This is a genomic window from Parapedobacter tibetensis (assembly GCF_024704835.1).
Classification (GTDB): Bacteria; Bacteroidota; Bacteroidia; order Sphingobacteriales; family Sphingobacteriaceae; genus Parapedobacter; species Parapedobacter tibetensis.
Genome location: NZ_JAMXBE010000003.1, coordinates 396,281 through 415,382 on the forward strand (window position 1 = coordinate 396,281; position 19,102 = coordinate 415,382).

The 19,102-nt window shown below is 42.7% G+C and carries 17 protein-coding genes; 9 read left to right on the forward strand and 8 right to left on the reverse strand.

All coding sequences use genetic code 11. From position 1 onward, the window contains the following. Nucleotides 1-34 precede the first annotated feature (34 nt). The 4 genes from NF543_RS06770 to NF543_RS06785 all read right to left on the reverse strand — a co-directional run bounded on the left by NF543_RS06770 (nt 35) and on the right by NF543_RS06785 (nt 3,058). Nucleotides 35-508 carry a GNAT family N-acetyltransferase gene (locus NF543_RS06770; RefSeq protein ID WP_257667354.1) on the reverse strand — a complete coding sequence of 158 codons (474 nt, stop codon included), beginning with the start codon at nt 506-508 and terminating at the stop codon, nt 35-37. 67 nt (nt 509-575) lie between these two features. Continuing rightward, nucleotides 576-707, reverse strand: coding sequence for a hypothetical protein (locus tag NF543_RS06775; RefSeq protein ID WP_257667355.1), 132 nt, complete (start codon nt 705-707; stop codon nt 576-578). Nucleotides 708-731: 24 nt separating this feature from the next. Beyond that, nucleotides 732-2,348 carry an FAD-dependent oxidoreductase gene (locus tag NF543_RS06780; RefSeq protein WP_257667356.1) on the reverse strand — a complete coding sequence of 539 codons (1,617 nt, stop codon included), beginning with the start codon at nt 2,346-2,348 and terminating at the stop codon, nt 732-734. Between the two features lie 2 nt (nt 2,349-2,350). Then, the gene (locus NF543_RS06785) at nt 2,351-3,058 is read right to left on the reverse strand and encodes an SAM-dependent methyltransferase (RefSeq protein ID WP_257667357.1); all 708 of its coding nucleotides are present in this window, start codon (nt 3,056-3,058) and stop codon (nt 2,351-2,353) included. A gap of 241 nt (nt 3,059-3,299) precedes the next feature. Between NF543_RS06785 and apaG the strand changes: the two genes are divergently transcribed. From apaG to NF543_RS06810, 5 genes are all read left to right on the forward strand, one after another. Continuing rightward, entirely contained in the window at nt 3,300-3,686 is a 387-nt protein-coding gene (apaG, locus tag NF543_RS06790; protein WP_257667358.1) for a Co2+/Mg2+ efflux facilitator ApaG/CorD, read from the forward strand. 181 nt (nt 3,687-3,867) lie between these two features. Then, on the forward strand, nt 3,868-4,524 hold the full coding sequence (locus tag NF543_RS06795; RefSeq protein ID WP_257667359.1) for an oxidoreductase: 657 nt from the start codon (nt 3,868-3,870) through the stop codon (nt 4,522-4,524). Continuing rightward, nucleotides 4,521-6,374 (forward strand): ABC-F family ATP-binding cassette domain-containing protein, encoded by a 1,854-nt coding sequence (locus NF543_RS06800; protein ID WP_257667360.1) that lies wholly within the window; start codon nt 4,521-4,523, stop codon nt 6,372-6,374. The genes NF543_RS06795 and NF543_RS06800 overlap by 4 nt, the downstream gene beginning before the upstream one ends. Nucleotides 6,375-6,452: 78 nt before the next feature. Beyond that, nucleotides 6,453-8,312 (forward strand): tRNA uridine-5-carboxymethylaminomethyl(34) synthesis enzyme MnmG, encoded by a 1,860-nt coding sequence (gene mnmG, locus NF543_RS06805; protein ID WP_257667361.1) that lies wholly within the window; start codon nt 6,453-6,455, stop codon nt 8,310-8,312. A 152-nt stretch (nt 8,313-8,464) separates the two neighbouring features. Continuing rightward, complete coding sequence (locus tag NF543_RS06810; RefSeq protein ID WP_257667362.1) at nt 8,465-10,057, forward strand: Ig-like domain-containing protein; 1,593 nt, start codon at nt 8,465-8,467, stop codon at nt 10,055-10,057. A gap of 24 nt (nt 10,058-10,081) precedes the next feature. Here the strand turns inward: NF543_RS06810 and NF543_RS06815 are convergent, their stop codons facing one another. Both NF543_RS06815 and nadB read right to left on the reverse strand, forming a co-directional pair. After that, nucleotides 10,082-10,588 (reverse strand): gamma carbonic anhydrase family protein, encoded by a 507-nt coding sequence (locus NF543_RS06815; protein WP_257667363.1) that lies wholly within the window; start codon nt 10,586-10,588, stop codon nt 10,082-10,084. A gap of 20 nt (nt 10,589-10,608) precedes the next feature. Further along, a complete protein-coding gene (nadB, locus tag NF543_RS06820; protein WP_257667364.1) occupies nt 10,609-12,195 on the reverse strand; it encodes an L-aspartate oxidase in 1,587 nt (528 codons plus the stop codon). 472 nt (nt 12,196-12,667) lie between these two features. On the opposite strand from nadB, the gene nadA reads away from it, so the two are divergent. The 3 genes from nadA to NF543_RS06835 all read left to right on the forward strand — a co-directional run bounded on the left by nadA (nt 12,668) and on the right by NF543_RS06835 (nt 15,682). Further along, nucleotides 12,668-13,663, forward strand: a complete 996-nt coding sequence (gene nadA / locus NF543_RS06825; RefSeq protein WP_257667365.1) for a quinolinate synthase NadA — start codon at nt 12,668-12,670, stop codon at nt 13,661-13,663. 85 nt (nt 13,664-13,748) lie between these two features. Further along, a complete protein-coding gene (gene thiL, locus NF543_RS06830; protein WP_257667366.1) occupies nt 13,749-14,786 on the forward strand; it encodes a thiamine-phosphate kinase in 1,038 nt (345 codons plus the stop codon). Nucleotides 14,787-14,863: 77 nt separating this feature from the next. Further along, nucleotides 14,864-15,682, forward strand: coding sequence for a tetratricopeptide repeat protein (locus NF543_RS06835; protein WP_257667367.1), 819 nt, complete (start codon nt 14,864-14,866; stop codon nt 15,680-15,682). Nucleotides 15,683-15,696: 14 nt separating this feature from the next. Here NF543_RS06835 and acnA read toward each other — a convergent pair whose 3' ends face one another. Both acnA and NF543_RS25490 read right to left on the reverse strand, forming a co-directional pair. Continuing rightward, complete coding sequence (gene acnA / locus NF543_RS06840; protein ID WP_257667368.1) at nt 15,697-18,420, reverse strand: aconitate hydratase AcnA; 2,724 nt, start codon at nt 18,418-18,420, stop codon at nt 15,697-15,699. Nucleotides 18,421-18,452: 32 nt separating this feature from the next. Continuing rightward, nucleotides 18,453-18,764, reverse strand: coding sequence for a DUF4112 domain-containing protein (locus NF543_RS25490; RefSeq protein ID WP_373274995.1), 312 nt, complete (start codon nt 18,762-18,764; stop codon nt 18,453-18,455). Between the two features lie 136 nt (nt 18,765-18,900). Here NF543_RS25490 and NF543_RS06845 point away from each other — a divergent pair, with 136 nt between their 5' ends. Continuing rightward, nucleotides 18,901-19,092 carry a cold-shock protein gene (locus NF543_RS06845; protein ID WP_257667369.1) on the forward strand — a complete coding sequence of 64 codons (192 nt, stop codon included), beginning with the start codon at nt 18,901-18,903 and terminating at the stop codon, nt 19,090-19,092. Nucleotides 19,093-19,102: the final 10 nt, after the last annotated feature.

Below are 19,102 nucleotides of genomic sequence, written 5' to 3' on the forward strand. Positions count from 1 at the left end.
AGAAAAAAATCCGCGAAGATTAGCAAAATCTGCATTATCCGCGTTCCATTAGTGAAAGCCGCATTTCGATATGCATGATTCCGGCATCCATATACGGTTCACTGGTTTGCTTGAAACCCAATCCGTTATAAAAGGCTTTGAGGCGTTCTTGTGCGCTGATTTTTATCGAATGGTTACCAAATAGCTGATGTGCTGCTTTAATGCTCCTCAGCATCAATTCCTCACCTAATCCTTTTCCACGAAAATCCTTACTGATGATCACTCGCCCGATACTGATAGCATCCGGATAAGACACACCCCACGGGACGAGGCGCGTATATGCGGCCAATGAATCTCCATGCCATCCCATCATATGGAAAGACTTTTGGTCCTTATTGTCCAAGTCGCTGTATACGCAGGCTTGCTCCAAAACAAAGACTGCTTCCCGCAATTGCAGGATTTTATAGAGCTCATCGAGCGAAAGCGTCTCAAAGGGTTTAGTGTTCCATACCAAGGTTTGCTTATCCATGTCGTCCTGCCTAGTTTTCCTCTCCTTCGATATCCAGTAGTTGTGCCAGCTCCTCGGGTTTGCTCATCTATGGGTTATGGCCAGCCTGCATGTTGATGATTTTCCAGCCGTTATCTCTGGCCCGTTCGGCGAAAAAAGCGAAAGCCTTGTTTGCCAGCAGGGAACCGCCTATCAACAATACGCACACGAACTTATTCATAAGAAACCTATTAATGATGCATATTTAGGGCTTTTCCGGCAAATGACGAAAAAAATTCCACCCCATCACTTCTTCCATATAGGTATCAATAAGGCTCACATTAACCATGTCGTTGATATAACCAATATACATATCTGGGCGTATGAGCACAATTTTCGTGCCTTGAGGCTTCACCTCGAAGGCATCAAATACTTGGTGGTTTCTTGGCGAATAGGGTAGGTAATAGAGGTGCATTTCCCTTGGGTACTTCTGGCGTACCCATTGCGCAAAGATGCGTAGGTGATGGGGGCTTATCGTGCCCAATAGCAGAAGTATAAACCCCGCTTTTTCACACCATCGGTGTAAGTCTGTCTCAATCTTTGCCTTTTCATCATAGACATGCATAAATGGAACACGATCCCCGGCCCGTATCTTTCGGTTGGTGGCATGGTGCACAGCAAGCGCCGTTTGGCGATAATTAATGCTTAATTGTGCCATTTTACTAAACATATTGCCAAGTCTTTGGGGTGTTTTGCCCATATAGTTAAGCCCCTTTGCCAACAGGAAATCCCGCACGGGGTATAGCCATGAGCCCATACCTATTGTGAGGCTAAAAACACGGTCCGAAAGACGAATCGCTTGCTCTGCCACAGGTTTCCGCTCTTGTTGATAGGTCTGTAATACTTGCGGTTTCATCCGGCCGCTCACCACACCGGCCAATTTCCATGCGAGGTTTGCGGCATCCTGCAGTCCGGTATTCATCCCTTGACCGCCAACAGGCGAATGGACATGCGCGGCATCACCAATCAAAAAGCTGCGTTGACGCATAAACTGCTCGGCCAATCGTCTTTGTAGGATAAAGGTGCTTATCCAAGAGCACTGGCTTACCGGAAGCTCAAATCCAAAGGCCTTATCAATCGTGGCTTTGATGTCGGCATATTGGATATCCTGCTTCTCCGACCATTCATCGGGCAGCAATCCCACAAGCCTGTAACGCCCTTTTATGCTGAACGGCAGAACGCCCAAAAAACTCTTTTTCGGCAAAAAAAAGTGAATATTGTGATTCTGCGCTCCCTTAACCTGTACATCGGCAAAAAAAAACCGTCCCCTATATTTTTTCCCCTCAAACGGTATTCCCAAAAGTTTTCGCACATCGCTGTCTGCACCGTCAGCTCCGATAACCCATTTACACATCCATTTTTGAATCGTGTCATTATGAATCAGTTCTACTATCGCCTTCTTGTCATCTTGTCTGAGCGATATTAACCGCGTTTCCCAAATCACCGGGCAGGTTTCTTTCGTCAATCGGTCAATCAATATTTTCTCCGTGTTGTCTTGGCCAACGAGATGGATAAAAGGGAACGCTGTGCCAGACGCTTTTATTTGCGAAAAATCCACTTTGCCCAACATGTACTTACGGCCCTTTACCCGCGCCACATAACAGTGCAACCCTCGGGCAAGCAATTTGTCTGCCAAACCGATCTGCCTAAACAACTCTAACGAGCGGGCATGCACAGCAATAGCTTTCGATTTTCTGTCGGGCCCTCGCTTAGCATCAATGATCATCGGTTGGATACCAAACCGAAGCATTTGGGCAGCCATCATCAAGCCTGATGGGCCGGCACCTACAATGAGGACATCAGTATGTTTTCGGATTTCCAAGATCAGAAAATAAGGAAAATCGCTGGTTTTTTATGGAAGTCGTAATTTCCCTTTTTCCATATATGTAGGGGCTGGCTAATGATCTGTTCGTCTGCCGCCGTTAGGTTGCAAGCAACGCAGAGGTTGGTCTGTGGTTTGCCTATGCGCAGTATTTCGGTTAACAATTGGTTGTTGCGGAATGGGGTTTCAATGAAGAGCTGAGTCTGCTTCTCCCGATGAGCGACCTGTTCCAGATCTTTGATTTTTTTGGCCCGCGCGCCTTTCTCTATGGGCAGGTACCCATGGAAGACGAAACTTTGTCCATTGAATCCGGAAGCCATCAAAGCCAATAGAATGGAACTGGGCCCAACCAATGGTGCTACCCGGATTCCCCTATGGTGCGCTTCGGCCACGATATCAGACCCCGGATCGGCTACGCCCGGGCATCCCGCCTCACTCATGAGACCTACATCCTTACCTGCCAAAAGTCCGGCAAAAAACCCAGCGATGTCCGCTTTTCCTCGGGCATGCTTACCGTAATCATGTAGTATCAATTCGCTTTGGGGTCTTTGTAGACCGGCCTGCTTAAGAAATTTGCGGGCTGTCTTTTCATTTTCCACAATATACTCATCAATGGTGTTGATAAGCTGCGCAAGATAAGGTGTGTATGACGCCAATGCGGCATCATCCGTTAAAGGTACGGGGATAAGGTACAGCGTTCCATAAGGCATGTACAAACGTAATAAAACGTGTTGGTTTATTGTGTTTTGATTTATTAAAATTTGCGTTTCATGCATCTCCTGTGAGTAAAAGGCCCTAAATTGATATCCTGTTTCATTAGAATTCATTATTTCGAGTAAATGAGTTTGCGCTATGGAAATATCATTTAGTGGGCCTATGGATACTTTTTTGGTTTGCTCGTTTTATTTATTGAAACGCATTTACTAAATTGCCCAAAAAACTGATACCAGTATGGCCACGCAAATTACCGATGGGGTAAGGGTTTCTGTAGAAACGGTGTATCAGCCCGAGTATTCCAATCCTGAAAACGAACACTTCATGTTTGCGTATAAAATCACGATTGAGAATTTGGGCGACTACAGCGTACAGCTCTTACGCCGGCATTGGTACATCTTCGATTCGAACGGTACGCGCCGGGAAGTAGAAGGCGAAGGGGTAGTGGGACAACAACCCATTATCGAGCCGGGCGAACAACACGAGTATGTGTCGGGCTGTAATCTCAAAAGCGATATGGGTTGCATGGAAGGCAAATACGAGATGCTGCGTGAACTGGATGGCCGGACTTTTGAAGTGAATATCCCGAAATTCGATTTAATTGCTCCGCATCGATTGAATTGAAATGAAAAAACCCATCGTTTTCTCACAAAGCACGCAGAGCCTCGTTATGCTGAGGGCGCTAAGTGGGCTTCTTTGTGTGAATTCTGTAACGCCTCAAACGAATATTTGTCTTGTACCCCTTGTACTCTCCAACTCCTAGACTACCAATATATTTCCGTATTTTTGCATAAAATTTGTGAATATGCAAAAATCGGCTATCGTATTCGGGGCAACCGGACTTATCGGCGGGCACCTCTTACGGTATTTGCTAGATCGTTCTACGCATAGTAAGGTAACAGCCGTGGTACGGAGAAAGGTGACGTTTAACCATCCCAAATTACATCAGGTTGTGGCTGATTTACAGACACTTAATGAAGTTGGAGATTTATTGGTTGCTGATGACGTATTTTGCTGTTTGGGTACAACAAGAAAAAAAACCCCGGATCTAAACGCTTACTATCAAATAGACCACGATTACCCTGTGGCTGCAGCGAAACTGACTAAAGATAATGGGGCTAAAGCCTTCTTTTTAGTTTCTTCCGTTGGTGCTAATACAGAATCTTCCAATTTCTACCTCCGTATAAAAGGGGAGACCGAGCGGGATGTAAAAGCGATAGGCATGGAACAGAACCATATCTTCAGGCCTTCTTTACTTACTGGTCAGCGTAGGGGAAAAAGATTCCTAGAAGAGGTATCCGAAGGCATATTAGCCATAGTCAATCCATTGTTGATTGGTGGATTAAGGCGCTATCGAAGCATCCCGGCGGCATCCGTGGCAAGAGCGATGAGCAAGGCCGCAAAAGAGGCGGCTAGCGGCAACCACATATATTATTGGGACGATATCAAAAAATTAGCGTGAGTATTTTATCAACAGAGCAATTGGGCCATTCATACCACGACAAGTGGTTGTTCAAAAGCCTCCATTTTGGGTTGCAAAAGGGTGACCGTGTAGCTTTAGTCGGAGCCAATGGCACGGGTAAATCCTCCTTGCTCCGCATCCTTTCGGGACAGCTCGATCCGACAGAAGGAAAGGTGGTAAAAGAAAAAGGAATCACCATTGGCTACCTCGCTCAAGATCCGGATTTTAAGCATCTTAAGTCAATAAATGATTTTATTTATAGCGCCGATAACCAATCACAAAGACTCATACGAATGTATGAGGAATTGGTTTCAGATCCGAATGCTAATGCACATAAATTGGCCGAATTAAGTGACCAAATCAGTGCGATGGATGCCTGGGAATACGAGCACAATATCAAAACTATCCTATCTCGCTTACAGATAACCGACTTCTCGCAAGAGATAAGCAAGCTTTCGGGCGGCCAACATAAACGTCTTGCTTTGGCTAAATTACTCATCGACGAACCAGATGTATATATCCTTGATGAGCCAACCAATCATTTAGATATTGAAACGATTGAATGGCTTGAGAAGCTACTCACCACGGGCCAAAAGACGGTATTGTTGGTGACCCACGATCGTTATTTCCTCGATAATGTCTGCACGGAAATACGCGAATTAGACAACGGGAAACTAATTGGTTACTCGGGAAACTATAGTTATTATTTGGAGAAGAAGGCTGAACGCGAAGCAGCGGACAGTGTGATGCTTGAACGCAATCGTAATCTACTGCGTCGCGAATTGGAATGGATGCGCAGACAACCTCAGGCGAGGGGCACCAAATCCAAGGCGCGTATAGACGCATTTTACGAGCTGGAGGAAAAAACCAAAGCAAAAAAACAAAATGGCTCTGTACAACTCAGCATAAAGGTGAGCAGACAGGGCGGCAAGATTCTCGAGTTGGAAGATGTTTCCAAAGGTTACGGAAACAACTCGCTTATCCAAGGTTTTTCTTATGTGTTCAAGAGAGGCGATCGAATTGGACTTGCAGGCAGGAATGGCACAGGTAAATCAACCTTCCTCAATCTGCTTACAGGTGCTGAAGATCCCGACACCGGAAAAATTGATATTGGCGAAACTACCGTGTTTGGATACTATAAACAGGGTGGTTTGGAGATCACCGAAAATGAACGAGTAATCGATGTCGTCAAAAATGTGGCGGAATACATTACGATGTCAAATGGCGAAATTCTTTCCGCCACACAGCTCCTTACCTTATTTCTTTTTCCGCCTAACAAACAATTTGGCTTGGTCAACAAACTGAGTGGGGGTGAACGCAAACGCTTGCAGTTAATGCGGGTGTTGATGCAAAATCCAAATTTCTTGATTTTGGATGAACCTGCCAATGATCTGGATATTGACACCCTTAATGTCTTGGAAGATTTTCTTCTAAATTACCCCGGCATTTTACTTCTCGTTTCGCACGATCGTTATTTACTGGATAGGCTCACCGATCAGCTCTTTGTTTTCGATGGTAATGGTAAGGTAACCATTTACAGTGGCAACTATGCCGATTATAAAGTGGAGCAAGAAGATGGCAACCCGACTAAGCAACGGGTCGAAGAACCGAAGCCCGTGTCTATGAGTGTCGACGCCAAAAAAAAGTTAAACTATAAAGAACAGCGGGAATATGACCGGTTAGACAAGGAAATTCCGTCCTTGGAACAACGGCTATCGGAGCGAACGAAGGCGCTGAATCAAACGACAGATCATTTGCTAATCGCAGAGATTGCAACGGAAATTGAAATAATGAACCACGAATTAGATTTAAAAACCGAGCGCTGGTTAAATTTAGGAGAACACGTATAGTATGTTCCACGTGGAACATTTAACGGGCAGCAGGAATCCACTAAAATTGTTCCACGTGGAACACAGCGAAAAACAACTATGTTTAATAAATATAACGTTATTGTAGTAGGAGGGGGGCACGCCGGTTGTGAAGCAGCGGCAGCGGCAGCCAACATGGGATCATCTGTATTGTTGATTACCATGAACATGGCTACCATCGCTCAAATGAGTTGCAACCCTGCCATGGGTGGAGTAGCAAAAGGGCAAATCGTTCGGGAAATAGACGCGATGGGAGGATACTCCGGCATCATAGCCGACAAAACGACCATTCAATTTAGAATGCTCAATCGCTCTAAAGGACCCGCCATGTGGAGCCCACGAACCCAAAATGACCGAATGCGTTTTGCTGAAGCATGGCGATTACAACTGGAGGCCCTGTCAAACATCGATATTTGGCAAGACACCGCAAAAGAGGTTGTCGTAAAGGGCGGAAAAGCTTGTGGTGTGATCACTTCGCTTGGTCTCATCATTGAAAGTGATGCTGTAATCCTAACCAATGGCACCTTCTTAAATGGGACTATACACATTGGTGAAAAGCGATTCGGTGGTGGGCGAACTGGCGAAAAATCAGCTACAGGACTCACGGAACAGCTTGTAGGCCTTGGATTCGAATCGGGAAGGATGAAAACAGGCACCCCACCAAGGGTAGATGGCCGGAGCCTCGATTATATTAAAATGGAGGAACAATGGGGAGATGAGGAAAGAGGCCGATTTTCTTTCACTGATGTGCCATTGCCGACGGAACAACGTTGTTGCTGGGTCACCTATACCAATGAAGAGGTACATGAAACACTGAAAGAAGGTTTTGAGAAATCACCCATGTTTACAGGCAGAATCAAGGGCCTTGGTCCACGGTATTGTCCATCCATAGAAGATAAAATAAACCGTTTCGCCGAACGCGATAGGCACCAAATTTTCGTAGAGCCTGAGGGATGGAACACAGTCGAAATCTATGTAAATGGTTTTTCTACTTCCCTGCCGGAAGATATTCAATTAAAGGCCCTGCGGCTAATTCCAGGCTTTGAGAAAGCCAAAATGTTTCGCCCCGGTTATGCAATAGAATACGATTATTTTCCTCCGATGCAGTTGAGCCTTACTTTGGAAACACACCTCGTCAAACATCTTTTCTTTGCCGGGCAAATCAATGGAACTACCGGTTATGAAGAGGCTGCAAGCCAGGGTTTCATTGCCGGAATCAATGCACATCAACGCGTAAACAACCAACATGAACTCATCCTCAAGCGATCCGAATCCTATATCGGTGTCCTTATCGATGACCTTGTTACCAAGGGTACGGAAGAACCATACCGGATGTTTACTTCAAGAGCCGAACATCGCCTCCTCCTTAGACAGGACAATGCCGATGCAAGGCTCACCCCAATAGCACATACGCTGGGCCTCATATCTGATGAACGTCTTGATAACGTGAAACGGAAGGTAGCAAATTCCGATGCACTAGTGGAATACATGAGAAAACACTCGCTAGATGCCCAAGTAATAAACCCCATCTTGGCCCAACTAAATTCAAGTCCCCTCAACCAAAAAACCCGACTATTCAATATTTTGAGTCGGCCACAAGTAAGCATTCAAGACCTTGCAAGAGCAGACAACTTGTTTGCCCAAAAGCTCGCGTCCTATGACCAAGATGTCATCGAACAGGCCGAAATCAAAATCAAATACGATAGCTATTTCGAGAAGGAAATTGAAATCGTCAATAAGATGAGACGTATGGAGGATCAGGAAATCAATCCTGATTTTAACTATTCAAACCTTGTATCGTTGTCCAAAGAGGCTCGAGAAAAACTTATTAAAGTAAAACCAAGGACACTAGGCCAAGCATCACGCATTTCTGGTGTTTCGCCCTCAGATATTTCCGTATTAATGATTCATATGGGTTAAATTATTGTATATCAATAATTTAACCCATAAAATTAGCGGCCTCAATAAATTATATATAAGACGTTTTTTCAATTTTTCCGATGGACAATTCATTAAAAATTAAAACTCGCTCAAATCGCCTAAAAAAGGCCTTAAATCCAAAACACCTCGTTTTGCTCTTTTTTACAACCCTTGTTTTACTCACTTGGCAATGCGCGAGCATCCAGCAACCAACAGGGGGACCAAAGGATTCCATTCCACCAAAAATATTGAAAGAGACTCCTCCGAATTTGACGCGGAATTTTAATGCGGAAAAAATTGTCATCGAATTTGACGAGTTCATCAAACTCACCAATCAATTTAAGGAAATCAGCGTATCACCTGATATTGAGCGGGCACTAAATCCAAGAATAAAAAAGAAGAATCTCGAAATCATTGTCCCCGATTCACTTGAAGAAAATACGACGTATACAATTAATTTTGGAAAAGCACTTACTGATTTCAACGAAGGTAATCCTTTGCCTAATTATAGTTACGTGTTTTCCACTGGCGACGTCATTGATTCATTATCTGTTTCCGGTAGTGTAACAAACGCACTCACAAAAGAAAGGGAGAAGGAAATAACTGTAATGCTCATTCCTACTCGTCAGGATTCCATATTCGGAAAAAGAAAGGCTAATATTTTTACTTCAACGGATACCGCTGGTAATTTCAGGCTAAGCAATCTCCGGGAAGATACTTATCGTATCTATGCACTCAAGGAAGAAAATAATGATCGTATATATAATGCTCCTGGGGAATTGATTGGGTTCCTGAACGATTCCATTCACCTCGATAAGGATACCGCGGGCATCCGCCTAGAGATATTCAAAGGCATTCCGAAGGATTTCCGTTTACTAGACCGAAAAATAGAATCCAATGGAAAAGCAATCTTTGCTTTTAACAAACCGTTGGAAAACCCGAATATCGTCATCCGACATCCCCAACAACTTAACGAAAGCAAAATCGTCGAATATAATAAAACAAGGGACTCCGCTACCGTATGGCTAAGCGAATTGACATTTGACTCCCTGAAAGTGCAATTCCTTGACGGCAACAATCATCTTGATTCCATAACGATGCGTCGTGGCAGGAATGACAAATATGATCGCGACTTTATCATCACAGATAACCTTACTGGAAACCGGGTAAACCGAATCAAACATATAGAACTCACTGCAGGATCTCCAGTACAATCGATAGATAGAAACAAGATCATCCTTGTAGAAGATTCCGTACCAAGGACAAATTTCCAAATCGCAAAAGATACAACAACCGAACGTAAATATATTATACGGTATAATTGGCGCCCAAAACGGAACTATGAGCTAACACTTGAAGAAGGGACATTTTCCGGACATTTTGGGGATAAGAACAAGGAGGTGACCAAATCATTCACAATGGATGAGACAGAAAACTTTGGGGATATCCTTTTAAAAATGAATGTCCCCGATACAACCCAGCAATATTTAGTACAACTAATCAATGAAAAGAAAGATTTCATCTTTCGAAGCGTGCCAATAATGGAATCCAAAACGATTCCGTTACGTCAGTTTCCAGGAGGAAAATACACAATAAGGATTATCTATGATGAAAATAAGAACGGAAAATGGGATACCGGTGATGCGATTGTACGCCGACATCCAGAAAGGATTTGGTACCTAGATAAAACGTTTATTATCCGTGCCAATTGGGAGCAGGAAGAATCTATTGACATACCTAAATAACACTACCCAGACGCTATAACTTTCCTAAAACCAGCTGGAATACATTACATAACGATGAGGCAATTCGTCGAGCATTTTCCGTTGCGCTGCCGTAATCGGTTTTATTTTCTTGGCGGGAACACCGGCGTATAAATACCCACGCTCACAGACCGTCTGCTCAAGCACCACAGCACCAGCGGCAATGATGACATATTCCTCCACAACCGCATGGTCCATCACAATCGCCCCCATCCCAATCAACACATTATTCGTTAAGGTACATCCATGCACCAACGCATTGTGCCCTATGCTTACATAATCTCCTATAACAGTGGGTGCAGTCTCATAGGTACAATGTATAACCACACCATCTTGAATATTGGTATACCTTCCTATTTTTATGCTATTCACATCTCCACGCAATACCGCGTTAAACCAAACAGAGCAACCTTCACCCAATATTACTTCACCCACAATTGTGGCATTATCAGCGATAAAGCAACCGTCAGCAATTTCCGGATAAATGCCCTTAACGGGAAGAATTAACGCCATAACCAATAAATGTAAGTAAATCAAAAAACCGTATCCACCAACTCTTCTGCATAGTGAGGATAATCCGTGGTATAATGTAGCCCCCGACTTTCCCGGCGGGCCATGGCAGATTTAATAACTAAATAAGCAACTTGGATCACATTCCGCAATTCGCACAATTTCACGGAAAGCTTCGTATTCTTATAAAAACTTTCTGTTTCATCATATAGTAATCCAAGTCTACGCATAGCGCGTTCTAACCTGAAATCTGAACGTACAATACCCACATAATCACTCATTACTTTCTGCGTTTCCCGAAGGTTATGAGTGACCAAAATATCTTCATTGGAAAGTGTTGTATCCGAATCATCCCAATCCGGTATACCAACAGGAATACCGATATTTCTAATTTTTTCAACCACATCTTCATAAATACGATGTGCAAAGACTGTTGCTTCCAATAAAGAATTGGAAGCCAACCGATTAGCCCCATGAAGTCCGGTTGAAGCGCACTCTCCACATGCATAAAGATTACGAATGGAAGAGCGCCCATTCTCATTGACCATAATCCCACCGCATAGATAATGTGCTGATGGAGTTACTGGAATATAATCTCTTGACATATCAATACCGATAGATAAACACTTGGCATAAATATTTGGAAAATGCTTCAAAATCTCTTCTTTATCCCGATGGGTAATATCCAGATAGACAAACTCATCTCCTGATTTTTTCATCTCCGAATCTATTGCCCTGGCTACAATATCTCGCGGTGCGAGAGATCCACGTTCATCATACTCTTCCATGAAACTTTCGCCATTCCTTCTCCTAAGCAAACCACCAAATCCCCGCACTGCTTCTGAAATAAGAAACGCCGGATACTCACCAGGATTATATAACGCAGTAGGATGGAACTGAATGAACTCCATATTGCGTACCTTACCCTTTGCACGGTAGACCATAGCAATACCATCACCTGTAGCAATAACCGGATTTGTAGTGCTGGAATAAACATGCCCCGCACCACCTGACGCCATCACCGTTACCTTGCTTAGTACCTTCTCCACACGATTATCCACCGTATCAAATGCGTACACACCATAACAAGTAATATTTTCCGTGCTTTTATCCACAAAGTCCCCTAAATGATGTTGGGTAATCAGATCAACCGCAAAATAATGAGTAAGTATTTCTATATCAGGATTCTCATGCACTTTCTTTAGCAAAGTCCGCTCTATCTCAAAACCAGTGATATCCTTATAATGCAAAACACGATGTTGCGAATGTCCGCCCTCTTTTGCCAAATCGTAGACACCATTTGTGTCTTTATCGAAATGCGTACCGTAATCTATAATCTCCTGAATGCGGAGTGGTCCCTCCTTCACAACGTTTTCCACAATATTCACATCGCATAAACCATCTCCAGCGACCAGTGTATCAGTTATATGCTCTTCAAATGAATCTGATTTATCAACAACTACAGCAACCCCACCTTGTGCATACTTTGTATTGGATTCATCTTCATTTGCCTTTGTGATAATCATCACTTTACCATGCCTTGCAGCCTTCAACGCGAAACTCAAGCCTGCTATACCTGAACCAATCACCAAAAAATCAACTTGACGCATAAACTTAATGAACTAATGGAAAGGAAATGGGAACCAATACGTATATAACTTTGTTAATAACATGTCCACAAACCGTTGATAAAAATTAAAAATAACTAATCTTCAATCTTCAATCTATTTTTGAACAATACTTCTATAAAAACACCCTACAAAACTTCACAATATTAACAATTATCAAGCAATAAAAAGTAGACATTAGTATATGGAAAACAATTTCCGAAAAAAATAAAGCTATTGAAAATCAGCATAAACGGATTAAATTAATGTTAACAATATGTTAAAAAATATCCAATAGCGTCAAATCAAAATAAAAAAGCATCATGTTTCTCACAAAACTAACACCTTAACAAACAATAAGAAATTATATATAAATATATTATTATTACTTATTGTGTCTGTTGAAATGTGAAAATCAAATCAATTTGTTTAGCTACCTTTGTATTATCAATTTAGATGTAAGGAAGCGTGCCACATGGAGACTTATCTAACTGAACTCAGTGCAAAAGGTTTTATCGATGAACCAATAGATCCTACATTGGATTTGGTTGAGGAGATAAACAGACTTAAAATAGAAAAAAACGCTGTTTTGCTGGCTCATTATTATCAAGAGCCTGAAATACAAGATATAGCGGATTATGTAGGCGATAGCTTAGGCTTATCACAACAGGCAGCCAAGACGGAGGCCGATGTAATCGTATTTGCTGGTGTGCATTTCATGGCAGAGACAGCAAAAATATTGTCACCAAGCAAGAAAGTATTGCTTCCAGATCTTAAGGCGGGTTGCTCATTGTCGGATAGCTGTCCACCCCATCTTTTTGCCAAGTTCAAGGAGCAATATCCAAATCATATCGTTATTACGTATGTCAATTGCACCGCGGAGCTTAAGGCGTTGAGCGATATCGTATGCACTTCTAGCAATGCTCTTCAGATTGTGGATAGCTTGCCGGTAGATCAACAGATTATTTTTGGTCCGGATAAGAATTTAGGTGATTACGTACGGAAAAAAACAGGCCGAGACCTAGTACTTTGGAATGGAGCTTGCATGGTTCATGAAATTTTTTCGCAAGAACGGATAGCCAGGTTGAGGGCTGAACACCCCGATGCCAAATTCATTGCCCATCCGGAATGTGAAAAAGAGATTTTAGATGTAGCAGACTATATCGGATCTACTTCTGGATTACTTAATTATACAAAAGGAAATCCTGCTGATACATTTATTGTGGCTACCGAAAGTGGTATTATCCACCAAATGCAGAAAGCCAATCCGCAGAAGACATTTATTCCAGCACCACCCAATAATGCCTGCGCCTGTAATGATTGCCCATACATGAAGCTCAATACCTTGGAGAAATTGTATAACTGCATGAAGTATGAACTTCCGGAAGTGGATTTACCCATGGATATGATTGCCCGTGCTCAACGGCCCATTGAGCGCATGTTGGAAATTTCGGCGCGGCTGGGCCTGTAATTAATAGCTAAGGATGGAAGGGATTAAGGAGCAAGGATAGTATGTGTCTTTAATCCTTATTCGTTTATTATTGATCTTAAAAAAGATGTTTGACAGCAAGGAAAAAACAGGATTAGAAAGCTTGGGCGAATTCGGTTTGATAGACCGTATTACCAAGGTGGTGGAATTAACAGAAAAATCTACTGTAAAAGGTATAGGGGATGATGCCGCAGTATTAGATTTTTCAGGAAAAAAAGCATTAATATCGACAGATTTGCTTTTGGAAGGTATCCATTTCGATTTGCGCTATGTACCACTTAAACACTTAGGATATAAGGCTGTGCAGGTAAATCTGAGTGATATCTATGCCATGAATGCAATGGCCTCGCAGATAACGTTTTCCATTGGATTGTCAAGTAAATTTCCGCTGGAAGCTGTGGATGAATTATATGCTGGGGTATTATTGGCTTGCAAAAAATTCAACGTTGATTTGATAGGGGGCGATACTTCCACATCGGCACAAGGGCTGGTTATCAGTGTTACGAGCATAGGCTATGCTAGCGAGGAAGATATCGTGTACCGGAATGGTGCGCAGGAAGGAGATTTGATTTGCATTTCTGGCGACCTAGGTGGGGCTTATGTTGGTTTACAGCTGCTAGAGCGGGAAAAGAAGATATTTTTGGAGAATCCAAACATACAGCCTGACCTTGAAGGAAAGGATTACATCGTAGAACGACAGCTTAAGCCGGAAGCTCGCAAGGATATTATAGAGCTATTGGCATCCATAGGGGTCAAACCTACGGCGATGATTGACGTATCTGACGGATTGGCCTCAGAAATACTGCATATTTGTAGATCATCTGATAAAGGCTGTAAGCTTTATGAGGAAAAAATTCCAATTGATCCGATGACATATGGTACAGCCCAGGATTTCGGATTGGATCCAACCATTTGTGCGTTGAATGGTGGAGAAGACTACGAACTGCTTTTTACCGTCAATCAGGATGATTATGATAAGATAAAGAACCATCTTGACATCAGCATCATTGGCCATATCACCGAAGTATCTGCCGGATGTGAGCTTATTTCAAAATCTGGAAAGGTACACCCCATCAAAGCTCAAGGATGGAATGCGTTTAACTAATTGCATTCCTTGTGAACGTGTTGATTACTAAATAAATTACATACCTTTATAATTATGTTTTAGCAATACCAATCGTCATGAACAACGCATCGATAATGTTATGGTTGTTTGCATTTTTACCGATATTTGCTAGCGGTCAATCTTATAACCAACGGTTTGAGGAAGCGCTCAATCAACGAGATACCATCAACCAACGGAAGATTTTATCGGAATGGCAGGAGAATAAGCCAAAAGATGCGGATTTGCACATTGGTTATTTCAATTTCTATAAGCAACGTTATGAAACCGAAGCAGATAGCCTGATCCGAAACGAATTGCTGTCTCAAGCTTTTTCCAACATTGACACCGGGACAACCAGATTTCCTAATAGATTGGATATGTGGCTTGCTAACATAGCTTTACTTGGTGAGATTGGTAATTATAGCCAATATACCGAGCAATTACTGGAATTGTTGGACACAAATGACGCAGTAAAAGAAGTGTGGCTATGGAAAAACAATGCTCCTTTGGTAGATGCATCGGATTTCCTATTACAGTATGTAGATAATTTTATAGTCATGCTTTATAATAGGCAGGATGAATCATTGCATCCAAATATGGATACGATCGCTAATCGGGTATTGGCTTCATATCCCCAGCATGTTCCAAGTCTTTCCAATTTGGCCATTACGGCCTTATACCGTAAAGATTATGAATCAGGGATAACGCATCTAGCTAAGGCGGCCTCCTATGAGCCAACAAACACCAGTGTGCTCAGTAATTTGGCATATGCATATGAGCAAATTGGCGACAATGAAAACGCTATAATGTATTATGAAGAAACCATAAAATATGGCGATGCGCAAACGAAAGAATATGCCCGAAACCAACTAGAAAAGTTGCAAAATAAACAATAAAGCTTCTTTTACAATTATTTTTTCAAGAAACCCCTAAGTACATACTGTAAAATTCCGCGATGGCGGTAATACTCAATTTCTATGTCCGAATCGAATCGAGCCTTGGATTCAAAAGCTACGGTTTCCCCGTTGGCCTTCGTCGCAATGACATGAAGCAACTTATGGGGTTTGAGGTTATCAGAAACACCAGATATATGAAAAGTTTCCGTACCATCCAAACCTAATGTCTCTGGATTTTCACCCTGCAGAAATTCCATCGGGATTATTCCCATGCCCACTAAATTACTCCGGTGGATACGCTCAAAACTTTCGGCAATGACGGCCTTGATACCAAGTAGATTAGCACCTTTTGCAGCCCAATCCCGTGAAGAACCGCTGCCATATTCCTTTCCTGCCAAAATAATCAAAGGCGTATCGTTTTTAGCATATTCCATAGCGGCATCATATACCGATAATGTTTCGCCAGTAGGGAAATAAGTGGTATAGCCGCCTTCTTTATCGGTGACCTTATTGCGGATGCGGACATTGGCAAAGGTGCCACGCATCATCACCTCATGGTTGCCTCTTCGAGAACCGTATGAATTAAAGTCCTTGGCTTCTACGCCTTTCGAAATCAGGTATTGCCCGGCGGCGGAATCGGATTTAAAGGAGCCGGCAGGAGAGATATGATCCGTTGTGACGGAATCGCCTAAAAACAATAACACTTTAGCATCTTTAATATCTTCCGTTGGCAAAGGTTCGTCGCTTATGTCTTTAAAGAAGGGCACTTCCTGCACATAAGTGGAATGTTCGTTCCAGATGAAATTTTTCCCCTCTGGGGCGATTAGCTGCTTCCAATCCGCCTCGCCGTCGAATATCACATCATATACGTCTTTGAAATCTTCAATACGCATACACTGATTGATGGTGTCAATAATTTCTTGCTGTGAGGGCCAAATATCCCTGAGGTAAACGGGGTTACCATTCGGGTCGTAATCAAGCGGATCATTGATTAAATCGACGTCTACCCGACCAACCAAAGCATAGACAACAACCAACATGGGTGACATCAGGAAATTCATTTTCACCTGAGGGTGTACACGGGCTTCAAAATTACGATTGCCGGACAATACGGAAGCCACTACCAAATCACCTTTATCCACAGCCTCAGCGATATGCGGCGGTAGCGGACCACTATTGCCGATGCAGGAAGTACAACCATATCCTACGGTATGGAACCGCAAAGCTTCCAAATCCTCCAAGAGATTGGCACGCTGTAGGTATTCGGTTACCACCTTTGAACCGGGAGCTAAGCTCGTTTTCACCCATGATTTGGTACGTAGGCCCCTAGCAACCGCCTTGCGAGCTACTAATCCGGCACCCACCATTACCGTTGGATTTGACGTATTGGTACAGCTGGTGATAGCAGCAATGGCAATGCTCCCATCGCTAAGCACATACTCCTTATTTTTTATCTTGATCCTTACCGATCGAATATCATCGGTTTCCACAGCAATTTCCGTGTTTGTTTGTCTGTCTTCGTATGTGAATTGACTGCCAGAGCCGCCTTCTGATAGCCAGGCTTGTTCTTGGCGGTCTTTGATGGGCAGGTAATTCCGACGATATTCTTTTTCAAGGAGATGGGAAAATTGTGCAGAAAAATCCCTTACCAGTATTTTATCCTGCGGGCGTTTAGGACCCGATACCGTGGGTTCGAGGGTATCCAGGTTTAATTCAATTACATCGGAATATATGATTTCTTCTTCACCGGTTCGCCATAATAGGTTTTCCTTGCAATATTCCTCTACTAAGGCGATTTGTTCTTCCGAGCGATTGGTGCGCCGCATATATTCCAGGGTTCGTCCATCTATTGGGAAATAGGTAACCGTACAACCGAATTCTGGAGACATGTTGGATATGGTGGCCCGATCTGTTACGCTTAAATGATCTAAAGCATCGCCGAAGACCTCTACGAATTTGCCTACCACACCATAGTCGCGCAGCAATTTGGTGATAAACAGCACCATATCCGTAGCCGTACATCCGGCAGGGATTTTTCCAGTCAATTTCAACCCAATCACTTGTGGACAAGTAAAATAAATCGGTTGACCTAGCATGGCGGCTTCAGCTTCTATCCCACCTACGCCCCAAGCGATGACACCAATGCCATTTACCATGGGAGTATGGGAATCCGTGCCCACCAACGTGTCTGGAAAGGCCCATCCGTCTCGTTTGATTACACCCTTGGCTAAATATTCTAAATTTACCTGGTGGCAAATTCCCATGCCTGGAGGCACAACGGTGAAATTATCCAATGCTTGCTGACCCCATTTAAGCAATTCATAGCGCTCAGCATTGCGTTCATACTCCAAATCGACGTTGCTTTGATAGGAATAATTTGTGCCAAAAAAATCGACCTGTACCGAATGATCAATAACCAAATCCACGGGAATAGCCGGATTAATTTTGCTTCCATCCCCACCTTTTCGAACGACTTCCGCTCGAATAGAAGCGATATCCACCACGGCTGGTACACCAGTAAAGTCTTGCATCAGTACTCGGGCCGGCTTGAAAGGTACTTCCTTATCGGTGCCGGCAGGATTCCAATTGATTAATGTATCAAGGTGTTCATCTGTGATGGCAAAACCGTCGTGGTTGCGCAACACATTTTCGAGCAATATGCGGATAGAGAAAGGAAGTTTGCTTATCCGTTTGTTTTCTCCCTCCAACTTTTCCAGGGAGGCTATTTGATGTTCCATGGTGTTTAGCTAGTTTTTATATAGAATGATAATTATACGGAAAACCTGTCAAAAAAATAATTGATTGAAAGGAATCTTACATTAAACTGATGATCCACATGAAACCTTTCCACAGCAGAAAAAGCAGTAGAAATGTCAAGATAAGAAAAAACACCGAGAATAATGGCGAGCAGATCATTTCCATTACCTTGATGTTTTCCCTGATAGTAATACGCTCGAAGTAACAGAATGTTTTTCTTGTTTGCCTTGAAGAAAAAGTCAAAAACGGTTCCTATGATTGGGATAGCGTCTATCCAAATGAAGTCTTTTTGTAAATGGTCAGGTATTTCGTGATAGGTAACCATGTGAGCATGATGGGCTAATTTAACATTAAAACAAGATAATTTTAAAAGGAATTATATTTTCTTGTTGATATTTTTGACAGGTTTATATAAATATTTGTAACTTCGTTTTTTCATTATTTTTTAATTTTCTATTACAATGGCAGAAGGAGTAGTAAAATTCTTCAATGAAACCAAAGGTTTTGGTTTTATCGTACCCAATTCTGGTGAAAGTGAAATTTTTGTACACTCATCAGGCCTTATTGACAGAATTCGTGAAAACGACAACGTTTCTTACGATGTTGAACAAGGCAAAAAAGGTTTAAATGCGGTAAATGTTAAGGTAATCTAAGGATTATCCT